The 18,291-nt window shown below is 60.3% G+C and carries 17 protein-coding genes and 1 pseudogene; 15 read left to right on the top strand and 3 right to left on the bottom strand.

Going from position 1 to position 18,291, the window contains the following annotated elements:
* Positions 1-487: 487 nt before the first annotated feature.
* On the bottom strand, positions 488-1,663 hold the full coding sequence (locus K6T64_RS14400; protein ID WP_288010787.1) for a glycine-rich domain-containing protein: 1,176 nt from the start codon (positions 1,661-1,663) through the stop codon (positions 488-490).
* 166 nt (positions 1,664-1,829) lie between these two features.
* On the opposite strand from K6T64_RS14400, the gene K6T64_RS14395 reads away from it, so the two are divergent.
* From K6T64_RS14395 to K6T64_RS14325, 15 genes are all read left to right on the top strand, one after another.
* Complete coding sequence (locus K6T64_RS14395; RefSeq protein WP_288010786.1) at positions 1,830-2,246, top strand: helix-turn-helix domain-containing protein; 417 nt, start codon at positions 1,830-1,832, stop codon at positions 2,244-2,246.
* Positions 2,236-2,601, top strand: coding sequence for a type II toxin-antitoxin system PemK/MazF family toxin (locus K6T64_RS14390; protein ID WP_100666706.1), 366 nt, complete (start codon positions 2,236-2,238; stop codon positions 2,599-2,601). Before K6T64_RS14395 ends, K6T64_RS14390 begins: the two co-directional genes overlap by 11 nt.
* Positions 2,602-3,311: 710 nt before the next feature.
* Positions 3,312-4,517 (top strand): aconitase X catalytic domain-containing protein, encoded by a 1,206-nt coding sequence (locus tag K6T64_RS14385; RefSeq protein ID WP_288010785.1) that lies wholly within the window; start codon positions 3,312-3,314, stop codon positions 4,515-4,517.
* Positions 4,514-4,942: an aconitase X swivel domain-containing protein gene (locus tag K6T64_RS14380; protein WP_288010784.1), complete on the top strand. Its 429-nt coding sequence runs from the start codon at positions 4,514-4,516 to the stop codon at positions 4,940-4,942. The genes K6T64_RS14385 and K6T64_RS14380 overlap by 4 nt, the downstream gene beginning before the upstream one ends.
* A 1-nt stretch (position 4,943) precedes the next feature.
* The gene (locus K6T64_RS14375) at positions 4,944-5,810 is read left to right on the top strand and encodes a MurR/RpiR family transcriptional regulator (protein ID WP_100666708.1); all 867 of its coding nucleotides are present in this window, start codon (positions 4,944-4,946) and stop codon (positions 5,808-5,810) included.
* A 30-nt stretch (positions 5,811-5,840) separates the two neighbouring features.
* Positions 5,841-7,130 (top strand): Zn-dependent hydrolase, encoded by a 1,290-nt coding sequence (locus tag K6T64_RS14370; RefSeq protein WP_288010783.1) that lies wholly within the window; start codon positions 5,841-5,843, stop codon positions 7,128-7,130.
* Entirely contained in the window at positions 7,127-8,476 is a 1,350-nt protein-coding gene (locus tag K6T64_RS14365; protein WP_288010782.1) for an amidohydrolase family protein, read from the top strand. Before K6T64_RS14370 ends, K6T64_RS14365 begins: the two co-directional genes overlap by 4 nt.
* A 59-nt stretch (positions 8,477-8,535) precedes the next feature.
* Positions 8,536-9,561, top strand: coding sequence for an ABC transporter substrate-binding protein (locus K6T64_RS14360; protein ID WP_013074956.1), 1,026 nt, complete (start codon positions 8,536-8,538; stop codon positions 9,559-9,561).
* 32 nt (positions 9,562-9,593) lie between these two features.
* Entirely contained in the window at positions 9,594-10,508 is a 915-nt protein-coding gene (locus tag K6T64_RS14355; protein WP_288010781.1) for an ABC transporter permease, read from the top strand.
* Between the two features lie 11 nt (positions 10,509-10,519).
* Complete coding sequence (locus K6T64_RS14350; RefSeq protein WP_288010780.1) at positions 10,520-11,350, top strand: ABC transporter ATP-binding protein; 831 nt, start codon at positions 10,520-10,522, stop codon at positions 11,348-11,350.
* Positions 11,319-12,299 (top strand): C-terminal binding protein, encoded by a 981-nt coding sequence (locus K6T64_RS14345; protein WP_288010779.1) that lies wholly within the window; start codon positions 11,319-11,321, stop codon positions 12,297-12,299. The genes K6T64_RS14350 and K6T64_RS14345 overlap by 32 nt, the downstream gene beginning before the upstream one ends.
* A gap of 31 nt (positions 12,300-12,330) precedes the next feature.
* Positions 12,331-13,992, top strand: a complete 1,662-nt coding sequence (gene hutU, locus K6T64_RS14340; protein WP_288010778.1) for a urocanate hydratase — start codon at positions 12,331-12,333, stop codon at positions 13,990-13,992.
* A 73-nt stretch (positions 13,993-14,065) separates the two neighbouring features.
* Positions 14,066-15,349, top strand: coding sequence for an imidazolonepropionase (gene hutI, locus K6T64_RS14335; protein WP_288010777.1), 1,284 nt, complete (start codon positions 14,066-14,068; stop codon positions 15,347-15,349).
* A 59-nt stretch (positions 15,350-15,408) separates the two neighbouring features.
* On the top strand, positions 15,409-16,041 hold the full coding sequence (locus tag K6T64_RS14330; protein WP_288010776.1) for a CaiB/BaiF CoA transferase family protein: 633 nt from the start codon (positions 15,409-15,411) through the stop codon (positions 16,039-16,041).
* Positions 15,983-17,059, top strand: a complete 1,077-nt coding sequence (locus tag K6T64_RS14325) for an acyl-CoA dehydrogenase family protein (RefSeq protein WP_288010775.1) — start codon at positions 15,983-15,985, stop codon at positions 17,057-17,059. The genes K6T64_RS14330 and K6T64_RS14325 overlap by 59 nt, the downstream gene beginning before the upstream one ends.
* A 347-nt stretch (positions 17,060-17,406) precedes the next feature.
* Here the strand turns inward: K6T64_RS14325 and K6T64_RS14320 are convergent.
* Both K6T64_RS14320 and K6T64_RS14315 read right to left on the bottom strand, forming a co-directional pair.
* Positions 17,407-17,598, bottom strand: a pseudogene (locus K6T64_RS14320) (IS256 family transposase); the annotation flags it as partial.
* Between the two features lie 166 nt (positions 17,599-17,764).
* The gene (locus K6T64_RS14315; protein WP_288010773.1) at positions 17,765-17,980 is read right to left on the bottom strand and encodes a hypothetical protein; all 216 of its coding nucleotides are present in this window, start codon (positions 17,978-17,980) and stop codon (positions 17,765-17,767) included.
* Positions 17,981-18,291: the final 311 nt, after the last annotated feature.

Here is an 18,291-nt window from a genome sequence, read left to right as displayed (position 1 = left end):
TGTCCGGCCTTGTTATTCTTGCGACCCGGCGCATCGAACCCGGCAAGTCTCTGGAGGAATTGGCTGCTTGACGAAAAATGGCTCTTACGCGGCTCCCTACGACCATAGTTTTCTTTTTGGATGTCGCTGTTGCACGGGGAAGGAGCAAAGGGCCATAAAGCCAAGGGCGCGAGCGGAGCGCCATTCCTGGAACAGGGCCTGTGGAGATGGTAGACACCCGGTGTGTGGTTGTCCATCAAATCCGCAGGTCTTTACTTGTTCTGGTCACCCCGGCGGCAACCGTGGTGCGCGGCACCATGGCGGCGGCAAGGGCGGTTCTCTCCGAAGCAGGGTCTACATGTGCGGCGTGATCCCATGTACTGGTCACCCCGCAGCATCTCTGAATTGCGTTGGGTTCGGATTTCCCTCCACATGCGGTCGCGAGGGCATGGTGCATAGCTCAAGCGTTTGCTTGAACTGTACCTTGGGTGTTTCACGGCCTTGTTCCTCAACTCCCTCCGCATCCGCCACCGCAACTGCTGCCGCAGCTGCTTCCGCAGGAACTGCCGCCACAAGAGGAGCCGTTGTGACCCGGGGAGTGGTGGTGGGAATCGCCATCCCCCCAGTAGTACACTCCGGTTCCGCAGGAACTGCCGCTGCCCGAGCGGTCCCGTTTGGCGGCGGCGGCCGTCGCAGGTGATGCGGAGGCCATTCTTGCGGTGAACTGTTCCGGTTCGGCCAAGGAAAAATAAACCATCGAAGCGGCGCCGGCGGCCAGGGCTGGGATGGGCGATTTTTTGGCGGTTCGGCGCCCCTTCGTGCTTCCCGAACTCTCGGCGAGCTTTATTTTTGCCTGGCTGATCTGGTCCCGCAGGGCGTTGACCAGCCAATGGGCGTAAGGAGTGTCCGGACGGAAATATTTTTCCTGCAAGGCTGAAAACTCGCTCTCCTCAAACTCCTGAATGAGATCGGCGGGCAAAGGATAGCGGAAAAATCCGTTCCATGCGAACCAACTGTAGGGGAGCGGATGGAAGATTTGGTGATAGGTCCAATCGAACCACGCCCTCTCCCCGGGGTTGAGGATGGGCTCGGGATTCGGGACGTGATGGATCATCCGGCCGGCAAATCGGGTACAAAAATCCTCGTATTCCAGGGTGAACAGGAGCATGGTGTGCCACACTTCGTCCACCGTCTGGCTGTACATGGGCGTGTAGCGGAGGATGGCCGACATGAGGAAAAAGCGTTTGAGCTCGAATAAGGCCCAATCGAATTCCTCGGCTGTCCACTCCGGGTGATCTTTGAGGCAGCGATTTCTGACCTTCTCCACATAAGCCGGATCCAGGGACGCGGCCAATCGTTCCGCTAAAGGTTCCAAGGGCGTGTCTTTTTGCAGATCCAGACTTTTCGGGACGGTCCCCCAGTCGGGCCGAGAGTGGGTGCGGGAACTCGACTGGGTGCGGCCACTCCCGGAAACCGGGGCGCGGTTGGTCACCGGTGTTTTGCGAATCCCGGGACTTCTCCGGTTAGCGCCCAAGATCCCTATGGTGGCAAACCATAGGATCGGCAACAGGATGTCGCCCGCCACGGTGACGATTCGATTGTCGCGAAAGGGGCCTGTCATGACGTAGATGAGACCGATGGTGATCAAGGCCGCAGCCGCAAGAATGCCGATTCGCTTTGCCACCGAATTCCCCCCACTGTGAGGATCGACTTCCTAGCCTCTAACACCAGTGTACCGCCACGGCATAATTCCCGTAAACCCCAGAGGTCTTTACGTTACACCTGATATGCGAACACGTTGTCTGAGAGCATGAAGTGACATATATTTCTACGTAGGTAGGTGTAGAAGCATGGAGAAGCTGCTGACTCCTGAGCAGGTGGCTGAGCACTTGGTTGTGGCTGAACGTACAGTCTACGAATGGCTCCGGACCGGGCGCCTGCGAGGGATCAAACTCGGGCGCCTGTGGCGGGTGCGTGAGAAGGACTTGGAGGCTTTCCTCCAGGGCGAGGAAGAGGAACCTTTGTCTTTCGAGGATCCGGCGGCTGCACGCCGTGGGCTGGAGGGCGTGAAGGGCAGCCTCGTGGTGCCTTGGGAGAAGCTGCCCAAAAAACGTGAGGCAACGGAAGAGGACGGCGCATGGCTGGAATCGGACCTGGGCGGGGAACTTCCACCTTATGACTGGGGACCGGAAGGCCCGAAGGGAAAGCCGGTGCGGTACGTGCCGGGCGTAGGTCCTGTGGTTGAGGGCGGAAAGCATGATCGGTGACCGCCTCGAGCCAGGAGACATTCTCTTGGTTCACCTGCCTGGGCACGTCCCGCCGGGACACGAGCAGGAGGGGGTTCGCCCGGCTGTCGTGCTTGGCGTGCCGCCGGAGCCCGTCCGCTTTGGCGTGGTCCTCGTTGCACCTGCGACGACGAGCGCCGGGCAGTGGGCCAGGAGGAATCCCCTGCTTTACCCACGCTTGCCGGCCGGCGCCGGCGGACTTCGTCGGCCATCGACCATCCTCTTGGACCAGGTGCGAGCACTCGACCTACAGCGGACGGTGGAGTACCTGGGTACGCTGGCCCCGACGGAACTGGAGACGATCCGCAGGGGACTGCGCGCGCTGCTGAATCTGTGAAGCGTGGCATCGCCATCGCGGAGGGGGGAGAGATCGTGTTGGACATTCCGCTCCCATTGACCGGGCTGATGCCCACGGGGTCTTTTGCGCAGGGGAGCAGAAGAGGGGGATCTCGCGGTGAATCGTTCCGGTGCGGCCGAGGGTCTTTTGCGAATCCCGGGACTTCTCCGGTTAGTGCCAAGAATGCCGATTCGCTTTGCCACCGAAATCCCCCCACTGTGAGGATCGACTTCCTAGCCTCTAACACCAGTGTACCGCCACGGCATAATTCCCGGAAACCCCAGAGGTCTTTACGTTGGCTTAACACTCGGTTGTGACCACGAGATTCCCCCCACCTGGCGTTGCGGCCCTTCTCGATACAGCGGATGCAGCCTCAGCACTCCGATGATGGTGGGCCGGCTGACCCCCGAGCAAAGTTCTTCCACGTCCGATATCGTGAAATCCGCGACAAACCTGTCCACCACTTCTTCGATCCGCGCCTGTTTCCACCCCCGATTTTGTGCTCCTGCGCGGCGCCCACCCGCTGTTTAAATCGCCGGTACGCCTCCAGGATGATGGTCAGAAAATATTCCGGCCAAGGTGTCTGATCGTGTTTGGCTTCCTGCCGCTTGACGCCGTCCGACGAGTCTGATAATATGTGAATGTGATCATCCAATTGATAGGACAACATGAATGAATCCATTTACACGAGCCGTGGAGGAGGGGTGCAGGTGTTGCTGACTGCAGAGGAGCAGGCCATGCTGGACGGCGAGTTCGGCGAGGGGACGGCCCTGGCCATGCGGGTTTTGGTGGGGATTGGCGAGGCTTTTGACGCCCCGCGAATGGTGCCCATCAGCCGAGCCCATGTGGCGCTCAGCAACCAGGAGGCGGACCTGTGGTTTGTCGAGCGCATGGTCGGGCTGGGGGCGCGATGCCGGGTGGCGCCAACGGTAAATCCGGGCTTTGACCTGGAATATTTCAACCAGGCCGCCGCTCTGGAAGCAGGGGATATGGAGCAGATGGAGCGGACGTACCGGGCGTATCGGGCCATCGGGGCGGTGTTGAATTTTAGCTGCACCCCCTACCTGTTGGACAACATCCCGCGTCAGGGAGAGGTGGTCGCCTTTTCCGAGTCCAGCGCCACCCCTTATGTGAACGCCGTCTACGGGGCCCGGAGCAACCGGGAGTCGGCCCAGAGCGCGCTGTGCGCCGCGGTGGCCGGCCGGGTACCGGAGTACGGGCTACTTCTGGCTGAGAACCGCCGGGGGCAAATCGTGGTGGACGTCAAGGCCGAGTTGTCGAGTGATTTTGACTACCAACTGTTGGGATACGCTGTGCCGAAAAAGATCGGCCACCGGATCCCGGTATTCGTGGGCATCCCCGATACGGCCTCCCCGGAGGCACTCATGAACCTGTGTGCCGAGTTGAACACCGCCGGGGCCGTGCCCATGTTTCACATCGTCGGCCTCACCCCCGAGGCACCGACTTTGGAAGCGGCCTTGGGCGGTCGGGAGCCCGTGGAGACCGTGACCGTCACAGACCGGGACTTGCTGGAGGTTCGGGAACAGATCTCCCAAGCCCCGGGTCAGGTGGATTTCGTTCTTCTCGGTTGCCCCCACCTCAGCCTGCGCCAGCTGCAGACCATCGCCGAGCTGGTGCGGGGGAAGAAGCTGCGGGTGGAGCTGTGGATCAACACCTCGGCGTATACCCGGGAGGTGGCGGCCCGGATGGGCCTGGTGGACGTCATCGAGAGGGCGGGGGGGCACGTGCTTCAGGACACCTGCGTGGACCAGCCGATCTGGAAGCACCTGGAGGGTAAAACCGGAGCCACGGAATCGCCCAAATGCGCCTATTATACGAAGCGCAGGCAGATGAACTTTGTGATCCGGAGCCTGGAGGCCTGTGTTCAGGCGGCGATCGAGGGGGTGATCGCATGACGGCACCCCAAGCTGCGGAGACCTTTGCGTGCCACAAAATCTCCGGGGGCGTGGCATCCGGGGAAGTTCTGTTCTCCCAGGATGATATCTGCTTTTATCTGTGCGACCCGGAGACGGGCAAGGTCATCGAGGACGGCCACTGTCTTCACGGCGTCAGCGTCTCGGGGAAGATTTTGGTCTTCCCCAGCGGGAAAGGGAGCTCCGTCGTCCAGACCGACGGGCTATACCAGTTGGCCATGCGGGGGAATGCCCCGAAAGCGGTGGTGGTCCAGCACCCGGACACCGTCCTCGTGGCGACCTGCATCATTCTCGACGTGCCCATGGTCGATCGGGTGGAGGCCGCTTTTTATGAACGGGTCAAGACCGGCGATGCCGTTCGGTTGGACGCGTCGAGCGGAGTGATCCAACTCATCGGGAGAGCGTAGGATGAAAGAATTGCAGAATCTCAAAAGCTTGGAGGATTTCCTGCAACGCCTCGGAGCCGCAGCGGGCGAATCCGAGACCAACCGGCATTTGGCGGACTATTTTGCGACCCATTATCTTGAAATTCCTTTTATGACCGCCGGGGAGGTGGCGGCGGAAGCCAAGGTCAGTCAGGCCAGTGTCTCCCGTTTCTGTATGTCCCTGGGGTTTCACGGATACAGCGATTTGCTCCGGGAGTTGCAGAAATTGGTCCGGGAGGACATTACGGCGCCCAAGCGCCTGCGATACGCCACCCGGGGGAACCGGGACGACTACGAAGAGATCCTTGCCAATGAACAGCTCAATATCGCCGGACTGAGGGAAGTCGCGGAGCAGGAGGCCTTCCGGAGGCTGGCGGACAAATTGGCCACGGCGCCGCGGGTGGTGCTTTTGTCCGCCCGGATGTCGGCGACGCTCCTCCCCTATATGACCTATGTGCTCAATAAAATGCGGGATGGGGTCGAGGAGGTTCTTCCCCACACGCCGGCCTGGAACAGTTTGCCCTTGAGGGATCCGGCGGGCACGCAGATCGTGACCATCGCCTTTCCGCGATATCCGAACATTCTCCTTTCCCATGTGGAGCGGTTGCACGATGCCGGGTTTTCCATCGCGGCCGTCACCGATCGCGTCGTCTCCCCCGTTACCCAATTTGCCGATCCGGTGATCACGGTGCCGGTGACCACCTCGTCGATTTTTGATGTGTACGGGGCGCCCATCGTGCTGCTCAACTTGCTTCTTCTGGAGACGGCGAAGCGGATCCCCGGGATTGAAGAGCGGCTGAACCGGGTGGAAACGTTGGAGCAGGGAGAACACATTTATTGGAATTTTTGATTGGAGACTTATGGGAAATGAGGGCTGTGTGTGGGAACATCGGCGGCGGGTTTTGACGTACAGGGTGTCAATTCCGGGCGGATTGCCCAGAGGTTGGAGGAGTTGGCCCGGTTCGGCCGGTCCGAGGCCAGTGGCGGCGGGTGGTTTCGGGGCTTTGGCACCGAGGCGGAGCTGGGGGCCAGGGAGTGGCTGAGGGATCTCTGGCACAAGGTACTGGGTCTCGAGGTGCGGGTGGACCCCGCGGCGAATCTGTGGGGGACGCTGCCGGGGCGGGAGACCCTGCCCGCCCTGGTGCTCGGTTCGCACCACGACACCGTGCCAAATGGCGGACAGTTTGACGGCGCTCTGGGTTTGGTCCTGGCCACGGAGGTGGTTCAGCGGCTGGTGGAGGTGGGATGTCGGTTGCGCCATCCGGTGCAGGTGGTTTCGTTTACCGCCGAGGAGCCCAATCCCTTTCAAGTGTCCACCCTGGGGAGCCGGGCGGCGGCGGGGGTTCTCCGGGGGGTGGATGTTCAGGGGGCGGTCCACATCCGGACGGGGGTGAGCCTTCGGGATGCCCTCCAAGCAGCCGGGGGCGATCTCGATTGGCTGGATCGGGCGCGCCTGGATCCGGCCGGGGTGTCGGCCTACCTAGAGTGCCACATTGAGCAGGGCAAGCGGCTGTGGAGCCGGGGAATCCCCTTGGGGGTCGTCACGGCCATCACGGGGATTTATCGGGAAGAGGTGGTGGTGGAGGGGGAGGCGAACCATGCGGGGACGACGCTGATGGCGGATCGGCGGGATGCCCTTTGTGCCGCGGCGGAGCTCGTTCTCGGTTTCGAGGAAGCGGTGGTCCGGGGAGGAGGCGAGGAAATCGTCGGCACCATCGGGCAGTTGGAGGTGAGACCGAACGCCCCGAATATCGTCCCGGGGTGCGTCTCCTTGATCCTGGAGGTGCGCAGCCCCGATCGGGAGGGGACGGCGAAGGTGCTGAGGGCTTTTGACGAGTGTGTCCGGCGGGTGGAGGCAGGGCGCAGGGTTCAGGTTCGGCGGGTGCGTCTTTTGGATCAGGAGGCGTCGCGGATGGACCCGGCGGTAATCGGCGCCTTGGAACGGGCGGCGGCCGAGCTCGGGGAGCCGTACATGCTGCTTTCCAGTATGGCCGGGCACGATGCCACCCATATGGCCAGAATCACCCGGGCGGGGATGTTGTTCGTGCCGAGTGTGGGAGGGAAAAGCCACTGTCCCGAGGAGGAGAGCCGAATGGAAGACATCGCAAAAGCGGGGGACGCCCTGCTCAGGGCTCTCCTGATCCTGGATGAGGAGTTGGACGCCCGGTGAGACGTCTGTATTGTCCGATGATGGTGTACACCAGGGGGAGATTCTGGACTGAAGCGGCGGTTCTCGTGGAAAATGGGGTGATTCAGGAGGTGGCGCCGAGGATTGAACTGGAGCCCCGGGTGGACGCCCGGGAGAGGGTGGATTGGTCGGATCTTCTCCTCGTGCCCGGGACGGTGAACGCCCACAATCATTCGTTCCAAAGTTTGCTCCGGGGGATTGCGGTGGATGTTCCCTTCTTGCAGTGGCGGGACGAGGCCCTTTATCGCTTTTCGCCTCATTTGGACCCCGAGGCGATTTATTACGGTGCCCTGCTGGCTTTTGGAGAGATGATGCGCTACGGGGTCACCACGGTGTGTGATTTTTTCTACGTCCACCAGGATGGGCTGGAGTGCGACGAAGCGGTCATCCGGGCGGCCCAAGATCTCGGGATTCGGCTGGTGCTGGCCCGGACCCTTTACGACTGGCCGGGCGCTCCGGCGGGTTACCGGGAGCCGGTGGACCTGGCGGTGGCCCGAACGCGTCATTTGGCGGCAAAATATCAGGGCAATCCCTTGGTGCGGGTCATCCCGGCCCCCCACAGTCTGCACGGGGCCTCTCCGGAGATGGTGGTGGCCGGCCATCGGCTGGCCGAGGAGTTGGAGTGCCGATTTCACATCCACGTCAGCGAAGAGCCTTTTGAGGTGGAGCAGGTCCAGGCAGAGCACGGTCTGAGGCCGGTGGAGTTTCTCGATCGACTGGGGGTATTGGACGACAAACTGGTGGCCATCCACGCGGTGTGGCTCGATGACGGGGAGATCGCCAGGATGGGGGAGAAGGGGGCGCACTTGGTGTACTGTCCCTCCAGCAACATGTTTCTGGCGGACGGGGTGACGAAGATTCCCCGGCTGCTCACGGCCGGGGCCGCCGTGGCCCTGGGGACGGACGGGGCGTGCAGCAACAACCGCACCAGCGTTTTCGAAGAGATGCGAATGACGGCCTTATTACAGAAGGTGTCCACCCTCGACGCCGGGGCGGTGTCGGCCAAGCAGGCTTTTTCCATGGGGACGGAGGTGGGGGGCGAGGTTCTTGAACTGCCTGTGGGAAGGATTGAGCCGGGCTATGCCGCTGATTTTGTCGGGATCGACCCCGGGGACTGGTCGATGCAGCCTTTCCATGCGGGCACCGACGTGGTGGCCCAAATCGTGTACGCGATGCAGCCCCAGGCGATTCGCCGGGTGGTCATCGCCGGGGAGGAGCGCGTCCGGGATGGCTCGATCGCCGGACTTTCGAGGGGAGGTGTTGTCAGGAACATTTCCACAGTGATGGATCGTTTGCACCGTTTGGCCAGCAAGAAGACAAATACGTAATGAATATTGACGTACAGTAGACATACAAGTAGCATGGATGATGAGGAGGAGGAAAGCTGATGCAAAAAAATCGACTCATCCGCGGCGCGGGCATCGTCGGGGCCCTGGCCTTGGCAACCGGGATCCTGGGCTGTGGGCAAAGCACATCGAGCCCGGCGAACGGGTCGGGGGAAGCGGGCGGTCAGGCTGTCGGGACTGTTTCCATCGCGCTGTCCACGTGGACGGGCTTTGCGCCATTGTACGTGGCAGAAGAAAAAGGTTTTTTTGACAAAGAGGGCGTTCATGTCAACCTCGTGAAAATGGAAAGTGTGGCCGACCGGCGAAGCGCGTTGGCGGCCAACCGAATTCAGGGATTCACGACGACGATTGACAGCCACGTGGTGACGGCGGCCAGTGGCGTACCCGTGGTGCAAGTGCTGGCGGTGGATGACTCCTACGGCGGGGACGGTGTGGTGGCCAAAAAGGAGATTCAATCCCTGGCCGACCTCAAAGGAAAGACTGTGGCGGTACAAACGGACGGGGGCGCCAGTTACTTTTGGTTTCTCTATCTGTTGAAGCAAAATCATATCGATAAGAATGAGATCAAGTTTGAGAGCATGACGGCGGGGGACGCCGGGGCAGCCTTTGTGGCCAAAAAGGTGGATGCGGCGGTGACCTGGGAACCCTGGTTGTCCAGGGCGGAAAAGACGGACTTTGGCCACGTGCTCATCAAGAGCGACAAGACTCCCGGGGTGATCACCGACACCTTGGGATTCCGCAAGGATTTTGTCGATGCCCACCCGGATGCGGTGAAAAAAGTCGTTCGGGCCTGGTTTGACGCACTGGATTACATCCATAAGAACCCCGACGACGCCTACGCGATCATGGCCAAAAATCTCGGCCAGAGCCTTGACGATTTTAAAAGCAGTGTGCACGAGGTGCGCTGGTACGACCAGGCGTTGAATAAACAGTATTTTGGGAACCCCGTCACCGATGGGCAGCTTTACAAGTTGACGGAAATGGCGGCGGATTTTTGGGTGGAACAGGGGATCATCAAGCAAAAGCCAAACATTGCTGAACTCGTCGACGGAAAGTTCGTCGAATGATCGGTGAAACAGGGATGCGGTGAGGAGCGGGGATGATGGAGCCGTTAAATTCAGTCAAACGAACCGCCGAGACAACGGGATTCGACGATTCCCCTCAAGATCGCGAGTTGACAAACCGGGGGTCGATGGACCGGGGGTCCATCCCCAGAGGCAACGGGCGCCGGAAACCTTCAATCTTCAAACCCTTTCAGCCGATCTCTCCAACGTGGTATTTGGCCCTGGCCCTGTGCGGCTTTATCGGCTTCCTGGGGATTTGGTCGCTGGTGACCTACACCGGCAGCGTCGATAAACTGTTTCTTCCCACGCCGACGGACATTTTGCAAAATGGGATCCGGATGTTCGCGGAGTTTAACTTTTTAAACGATATTTTCGCGACGGTGTGGAGGGTTTTGCTCGGATTCGCCCTGGCTGCGGTGGTTGCGGTGCCGCTCGGGATTCTCATGGGCGTGTATCGTCCGATTGAGGCGATCCTGGAGCCCCTGGTATCGTTTGCTCGGTACATGCCGGCCTCGGCTTTCATCCCCCTTCTGATTCTGTGGGTGGGGATCGGGGACGCCGAAAAGGTGTCGGTGATTTTCCTCGGGAGCCTTTTCTCATTGATTCTCATGGTGGCCGTCCATGTCCACCACGTTCGGCGGGAGCTGACCGAAGCGGCTTATACCCTGGGGGCGAAGGACGGGTTTGTCGTGCGCCACGTGGTGATTCCCGCCGCTTTTCCGGAAATCTATGATACCCTGCGGCTGGTGTTGGGGTGGGCCTGGACCTATGTGATCGTCGCGGAACTGGTGGCGGCCAAAAGCGGTATCGGCTATGTGATTCTTCAGTCCCAGCGCATGCTGCAGACTGCGGATATTATTTTTGGCATTGTGGTGATCGGGTTTATCGGTCTGCTGTCAGATCTCCTCATGAAAGGGCTCGGCTCCGCACTGTTTCGATGGCGGGAATAGGGGGGAAAATCGTGGAACCGTACATCCAAATCTCCCGGGTATCGAAGTATTTTGTAAAGAGGCGCCAAGCTCTTTGGGCCATCAAGGATATTTCATTAGATATTGCGTCCGGGGAGTTGATCACCATCCTGGGGCCGTCGGGCTGCGGAAAATCCACTCTGTTGCGGATCGTAGCCGGGCTGGAAACCGCGGATGAGGGGGTCGTGCACGTGGCCGGGGAGCGGGTGGATGGCCCGGGGGCCGACCGGGGCATGGTTCACCAGTCGTACACGCTGTTTCCCTGGCTGACCGTCCGCCAGAATATTGAGTTCGGGCTCAAGGTTCGGGGGGTCCCCGCCGAATCCCGGCGAGAGATTTCTTCGCAGTATTTGGAGAGAGTTGGTCTGGAAGGATTTGCCGATCATTACCCAAAGGAACTGTCCGGGGGGATGAAGCAGCGGGTGGCCATTGCCCGGGCCTTTGCGAACGATCCCCGGGTACTGTTGCTGGATGAGCCTTTTGGGGCTTTGGATGCGCAGACGAAAACAGTCATGCAAGAGCATTTGTTAGAAATTTGGGAGAGGAGCGGGAAGACGGTCGTGTTTGTCACCCACGACATTGAGGAGGCGGTGTTCATGGCGGACCGGGTGGTGGTCATGACCCGTCGGCCGGGGACGATTCGGGAAATCGTCAAGGTGGACATCCCCCGTCCCCGGGACTATCACGTGCGTTTCTCCCGGCCTCTTATCGAGTTAAAAGAGTATCTCACTCAGGCCATTCGCGAAGAGAGTGGATGGACGGCAGAAGTTGGCGTATCGGGAGGGGGTACCCGTGGCACAGCCTCTCGTGTGGATGCTCGATGACGAGTGGGATGACCACTCCCAGGAGGAGAGGTATTTTTCCCAGATCGGATGGCGGTTTCTCGTCTCGACCAGCCGCACGATGAAGGAGGATTATCGGCTGGAAGGACGGCAGGCCGACGCTTTAATCCAACAAGTGGGGTTTCGGCTCCCGGCCTCGCTGTTTGAGGGGATGCCGAATCTAAAAATTGTGTGCGTCCCGGGGGTGGGGTATGATCACGTCCATGTCGAGTCGGCCACCAGGCGAGGTATCTGGGTGTCGAACATACCGGATTATTGCACCGATGAAGTGGCGGATCACACCGTGGCGGCGCTGATGTATTTTCATCGGGATTTGCGGGGGATGGATGAGGATGTTCGCAAGGGGATCTGGGACCCGCTCCGGTATGTGAAAAACCGGAGAACGTCGGAAACGATGGTTGGGCTGGTGGGATTCGGCCGCATCGGCCGGAGGGTGGCGGCGAAGCTGGCTGCCCTGGGATTTCGGGTGGCGGCCTTTGATCGCACGGTGGGGGACGGGATGTTCCGGGAGATGGGGGTTACCCGGCTGCCCCTTGAAATGTTGATGGAAAAATGCGACTACGTCAGTTTGCATCTGCCTGCGACGCCAGAGACGGAGGGCATGCTGGATGCTCAGCTATTAGGCAAAATGCCCTCCCACGGGGTGTTGATCAATACGTCCCGGGGGTCGGTGGTGGATGAAGCGGCCTTGGTGGCGCTGTTGGTGAGGGGAAAGATTCGCGGGGCGGCCCTGGACGTGTTTCAGGTGGAGCCCCTTCCGGCCGATCACGTCCTGCGAAGGCTGCCCAACGTTTTGCTCTCGCCCCACGCCGCGTATGTGACCAGGGAGTCCATTGACGAGTTGAAACAGAAAGTGTGCCGGGAAGTGACATTGGCCGTGGAGGGGCGCAGGCCCGTGTATGCGTTAAATCGGTCTGAAGGATCTCATTGAATTTCAACCATCTGCTGAAGGGGGAACCAACATGTCGGAAGGGCCCATTCGCGCACCCCGGGGAAATCAACTGCACTGCAAGGGGTGGATTCAAGAAGCCGCCATGAGGATGTTGATGAACAATCTCGATCCCGAGGTGGCCGAGAAACCGGAAGAGTTGATCGTGTACGGCGGGACGGGCAAGGCGGCCCGGAACTGGGAGGCCTATCGGGCGATCGTGCGGTCCCTGCAGGAGTTGGAGAATGATGAAACGCTTTTGGTGCAATCCGGCAAGCCGGTGGGGATTTTCAAGACCCACCCCGAGGCTCCCCGGGTGTTGATTTCGAACGCCATGCTGGTCCCGGCCTGGGCGAATTGGGACGTTTTCAGAGACTTGGAACGAAAAGGTCTCACCATGTTCGGACAAATGACGGCGGGCTCCTGGATTTATATCGGGTCCCAAGGAATTCTGCAGGGGACATACGAGACCTTTGCCCAAGCGGCCCGACGGCACGCCTCGGGGTCGCTGAAGGGTAAATGGGTGTTGACCGCCGGGCTCGGTGGCATGGGCGGGGCTCAGCCTTTGGCCGTGACGATGAACGGCGGGGCGGCTCTGATCGTGGAGGTGGACCCCGCCCGCATCGACCGGCGGATTCAAAGCGGGTATTGCGATCTGCGGGCCGATTCCTTGGACGAGGCGCTGGGCTTGGTGTGGGGGGCTGTGGAGGAGGGACGTCCGCTGTCCGTCGGACTTTTGGGGAATGCGGCGGAGGTGTATCCGGAGATCGTCCGACGGGGGGTTGTGCCGGATTTTGTCACGGATCAAACGTCCGCCCACGACCCTTTAAACGGTTATATCCCCGCCGGCCTATCTCTGCCGGAAGCCGGGGCGTTGCGGAAGGCGGACCCCGGGGAGTACGTCCGGCGGGCGAAGGAGAGTATCGCCCGGCACGTGCAGGCCATGCTGGACCTTCAGGCCCGGGGTTCGGTGGTATTCGACTATGGGAATAACATTCGCCAGGTGGCCTTTGAGGCGGGGGTGCGGGAGGCGTTTTCGTTCCCGGGCTTTGTTCCTGCCTACATCCGGCCGATGTTCTGCGAGGGGAAGGGGCCCTTCCGGTGGGCGGCGCTGTCCGGGGATCCGGCGGACATTCGGCGCACGGACGAGTTGGTGTTGGAGCTGTTTCCGGAGAACCGGTCTTTGGCACGGTGGATTGAAATGGCCCGGGAAAAAGTGCAGTTCCAGGGGCTTCCGGCGAGGATTTGTTGGCTGGGATACGGCGAGCGGGCGAAGTTCGGCCTGGCGCTGAACGAGTTGGTCCGCCGGGGGGAGATCTCCGCACCCATCGTCATCGGCCGGGATCATTTGGATTGCGGGTCGGTGGCGTCCCCGAACCGGGAAACGGAAGGGATGAAAGATGGGAGCGACGCCGTGGCCGATTGGCCGATTTTGAATGCGTTGGTCAACACGTCGGCCGGGGCGGGCTGGGTGTCGGTCCACCACGGAGGCGGTGTGGGGATCGGGTATTCGATTCACGCCGGGATGGTCGTGGTGGCAGACGGCTCTGAGGAGGCGGAGGGTCGATTGCGACGGGTGTTGACCACCGATCCCGGGATGGGGATTATTCGCCACGTGGATGCAGGCTATGACGAGGCGTGGGAGACGGCCCAGAGGCACGGGGTGCGCATCCCGATGGCGGAATTCGCGGAATGAGGGCGGGGAACAGGCGGACGCGGGGCTCGGGGCTGCGTGGATTTGACGAGAATGGAAGCCGGAGGTGGTGGGAATGGAGGAGGCGCTGGATCTTCTGGTGACGGGGATCGGGAGGTTGGTGACGGCCAAGGGGACGTCTCCAAAGGGCGGCAAAGGGATGGGGATGCTGAAGAGCATTCCCAAAGCCGCCATCGCGGCGAGGGCGGGGCGTGTGGTGGCCGCCGGCCCCGAGGAGGAGGTGTTGGCTGCCGTGGGTGACCGGCCGGTGGGGAGGTGGTTGGACGCGGCCGGGCGATTGGTGACGCCAGGGTTGATCGATGCCCACACTCACTTGGTGCATGCGGGGTCCCGGGAGCACGAGCTGTCGCTGAAGTTGCAAGGGATGTCTTATCTGGAGATCCTGGCTGCCGGCGGGGGGATCCAGCGCACGGTGTCGGACACGCGGAGGGCCAGTCAGGCCGACCTGTACGAGAAGGCACGGCGGACACTGGATGTGATGATGACGATGGGGACGACGACGGTGGAGGCGAAAAGCGGGTACGGGTTGGAATGGGAGACGGAACGGAAGCAGCTGCGGGTGGCCCGGGAGTTGAATCGGCGCCACCCGATGGACGTCGTTTCCACTTTTTTGGGCGCTCACGCGGTGCCGGGGGAGTATCGGGATCGGCCGGATGATTATGTGGCCCAGGTGGCCGAGGAGATGGTGCCGGCGGTGGCCAGGGAAAAGCTGGCGGAGTTTTGTGATGTGTTCTGTGAGCAGGGGGTGTTTTCGGCCGAGCGGTCCCGGGTGATTCTTGAAGCGGGGCGGCGCTGGGGCCTGTGTCCGAAGGTGCACGCCGACGAGTTGGCGGCCACGGGCGGGGCGGAACTGGCGGCGGAGGTGGGGGCGGTTTCGGCGGATCATCTGCTCCATGCGACGGAGGAAGGGTTGCGGGCCCTGGCGGAAGGGGGCGTGGTGGCGGTGCTGTTGCCGGGGACGGCGTTTTTCCTGGGGGAGACGCCCGCTCCGGCGCGGAAAATGATCGATGAGTTCGCGCTGCCCGTGGCGTTGGCGACGGATTACAATCCCGGCAGCAGTCCGACGGAGTCGCTGCAGTTGATCATGGCGATGGCGGCCGCCATGATGCGAATGACTCCGGAGGAGATATTGACGGCGGTAACACTCAATGCTGCCTGTGCGGTGGGCAAAGGGGAGGAGACCGGAACTTTGGAACCCGGGAAATGGGCGGATTTTGTATTGTGGGAGGCGGAGAATCCGGAATACTTGGTCTACCGCTTCGGGATGAATCACGCTCACGCAGTGGTGAAAAAAGGTCATTTGGTGGCTGTGAACGGAAAATTCGTTGGATCGTGCTAGGAGTCTTGGCCCAAGTTTCGCAAAGTAATTGGCGGATTATTGTCTGAGGGAGGGAGGCCATGAACGAACGTATTTCACTTACCAGTCTTCGAGGAAAGAAATGGGACGGTCTAATGGGACGGAAGCCACTCGAAGGAATCCGCGTGATCGATCTCACGCGCGTACTGGCCGGACCGTATACCACCATGATGCTAGCGGATCTCGGGGCGGAGGTCATCAAGATTGAACAGCCGGGGACCGGCGACGACAGTCGCGAATTCGGACCGTTTAAGAACGGTGAGAGTGGCTACTACATCTTCCTCAACCGCGGCAAGCAGGGCATGACCCTCAACCTAAAAGAACCCAGGGGGCGGCAGATCCTATTTGACCTCGTGAAAATTTCGGACGTGGTTATAGAGAACTTTAAGCCAGGCGTCACGCGGAAGCTCGGCATCGACTACGAGCAGCTCTGCGCACACAACCCGAAACTTATCATGTGCTCCATCTCCGGGTTCGGACAGTCCGGGCCGCTCAGCGATCGGCCGGCGTACGACCTCGTGGTCCAAGCGATGAGCGGCATGATGAGCATCAACGGGTACCCCGATAGCCTGCCTTTGCGCACAGGCATCTCGCTTGGTGATATGAGCGCCGGCAGTGGAATACCTGGCACCAAAGGCGAGCGAAATCGACGAGCAGAACCGGTTCCCGGTTGAGACTGTGCGGGAGTTGGCAAAGCTCGGCTTCATGGGCATCGCGTATCCCGAAGAGTGGGGCGGCGCAGGGGCGGATTCGCTGACCGAGGCAATCGTGGTCGAGGAAATCAGCTACGGATGTGCTGCAACCGGATCCATCTTGACGGCGCACTACCTAGGGCTCGACGGCATCTTCCTCTACGGCAATGACGAACAGAAAAATACATGGCTGACGCCTGCCTGCGATGGCCGTAAACTGGCGGCCTTCTGTCTGACGGAGCCAGGCGCGGGATCGGATGTCGCTTCTGTCTTGACCACCGCCGTCCTCGACGGCGATGAATACGTTATCAACGGGACGAAGCACTTCATCACCAACGCCGCCTACGCCGATTTTCTGGTCGTCTACGCGATGACCGACCGATCGCAGCGAAACCGGGGCTTGAGCGCATTCATCGTCGACAAAGGCACCCCGGGACTCAGTTTCGGATCGGGTGACAACAAGATGGGTATTCGTGCGGCACGCACGTACGAAGTAATATTTGACAACTGCCGGGTACCGAAAGCCAACCGGATTGGGAAGGAAGGGGAAGGATTCAAGATTGCCATGCAGGTGATTGATCGCGGCCGCATCGGCGTCGCCGCCATGGCAGTGGGCCTGTCGCAGGCCGCGCTCGACGCGGCGGTGGCGTACGCCAAGCAGAGGGTGGTATTCGGTCATCCGATTGCCGAATACCAGGGCATCCAGTGGATGATTGCGGAGATGGCCGCCGACGTGGTCACCGCCCGGGCGATCACGTACGAAGCCGCGGAATTGCGCGACAGCGGCCTCCGCATCTCGAAAGAGGCGGCGATTGCCAAGCTGTTTGCTTCGGAGGCGGCCTACAGAGTGGTGCACAAAGCGGTGCAAATCCACGGGGGCAGCGGGTACATGAAGGAGTACCCGGTTGAGCGGTTCTACCGGGATCAGCGAATTCTTGAGCTGTTTGAAGGCACTTCCCAAGTGCAGAAGATGGTGATCGCGCGCCATGTGTTTGGCTGACATGGCGACGCGGATTAACCCCCGCAGATTGGACATATGCTCCCGATATTGAGCTTTTTCGGATTCTTGCTATGGCCTTTGCCCTCATCTAGAAATTGCCATCGGTCGTCGGGCTGTCAAGGGCCGCTGTCGCTGGACCTTAGGTCCTCCCTTGACAGCTCCTCCTCCCTCTGGAAAGGGGTAATTAAAGGTAAAGGCCCATGCTACGTACTGGCGTACGTCAGACCTTCGTTCACACTCCGATTCAAACAAATGGCTCACAAACTGAGGTCCGTTGTCTGAACGGATGATCGGAAGTGGAGCATTGCGCTGCCGTGGGTGGCATTTCCTTTTGGACTGCTGCCCTGCATGGCTTGGCCCATTCCCTCCCGCAAACTGGCTGCAGTCCCTGGATACGCCTTCTCAAGCTGCGCGGCCAATCGCCGTGGGGCCACCAGCGACTCTTTCTCGGTCTCCTGACGCCAGGTCCCCCGCAGTTGCCTCTTGACCCAATCTCTCGGTTTCTCCGGCAGGCGCTCCAGAATATTGCGCTCCTTGTGCGTCAGTTTCATGTGTCTTTTTCACAAGGTAGCGCCGGCGACTTGTCGCCGGTGGCTCATGAAGACCACCTGCCACCACCAAGTCCCCAAATCGTACCACCACCACACCGCCCCATCCCACCGCTCTCTCACCACATTCAAGCCTCCCCCTTTCGTTGAACAACAGTTAATGCGGCACCAGGAACACCACCAATAATCCTGGAACCAAACCTACAATTAAAGCTACCGGGATTAGTATTAGGGAAATTAAAAAATACTTCTTGCCGCCTTTCTTACAAGCTTTGAAATAGACCCCTGCGACTAAAGAGGCAATTCCTGAAAGAATCAATATGGGTGGCAAAAATGTCACAGTCATAAACATGAAATGTCCGAAACTCCCCACAGCATTCCCCCCTCTTATCAAAGATAACTCATCCACTATTGAGACAGAATTCCAGTCCACTTACACGGCTCTTCGGCACTCCAGGTAATGCCATGTACTCGCTTTGAAATATCACGCAGAATAGCCCGTTTTGCTTCATAAGGCGATAGGCTTTTGTAGCGTTCCAAGAAACGGGCCGCCCTGGTCGTTTAGAATATGTCCCGCAGGTTGATGTCCAGCCCTTCAAAGATGCTCACCGTGACCGTTTCGTCCTTGTTGTGTACTGTCGGGAACACGTTGGTATCAGTCAGTCGATAGACTTCTACAATCTG

This window comes from Kyrpidia sp. (genome assembly GCF_023512215.1).
GTDB classification, from domain to species: domain Bacteria; phylum Bacillota; class Bacilli; order Kyrpidiales; family Kyrpidiaceae; genus Kyrpidia; species Kyrpidia spormannii.
The sequence above is the reverse complement of the archived record's forward strand: the minus strand, read 5'-3'. Positions and strand labels throughout refer to the sequence as shown.

Coding starts and splice junctions, on each gene's coding strand:
- K6T64_RS14395 (WP_288010786.1), top strand. CDS start 1,830: ATGGAGAAGCTGCTGACTCCTGAGCAGGTGGCTGAGCACTTGGTTGTG.
- K6T64_RS14390 (WP_100666706.1), top strand. CDS start 2,236: ATGATCGGTGACCGCCTCGAGCCAGGAGACATTCTCTTGGTTCACCTG.
- K6T64_RS14380 (WP_288010784.1), top strand. CDS start 4,514: ATGACGGCACCCCAAGCTGCGGAGACCTTTGCGTGCCACAAAATCTCC.
- K6T64_RS14375 (WP_100666708.1), top strand. CDS start 4,944: ATGAAAGAATTGCAGAATCTCAAAAGCTTGGAGGATTTCCTGCAACGC.
- K6T64_RS14360 (WP_013074956.1), top strand. CDS start 8,536: ATGCAAAAAAATCGACTCATCCGCGGCGCGGGCATCGTCGGGGCCCTG.
- K6T64_RS14355 (WP_288010781.1), top strand. CDS start 9,594: ATGATGGAGCCGTTAAATTCAGTCAAACGAACCGCCGAGACAACGGGA.
- hutU (WP_288010778.1), top strand. CDS start 12,331: ATGTCGGAAGGGCCCATTCGCGCACCCCGGGGAAATCAACTGCACTGC.
- hutI (WP_288010777.1), top strand. CDS start 14,066: ATGGAGGAGGCGCTGGATCTTCTGGTGACGGGGATCGGGAGGTTGGTG.
- K6T64_RS14330 (WP_288010776.1), top strand. CDS start 15,409: ATGAACGAACGTATTTCACTTACCAGTCTTCGAGGAAAGAAATGGGAC.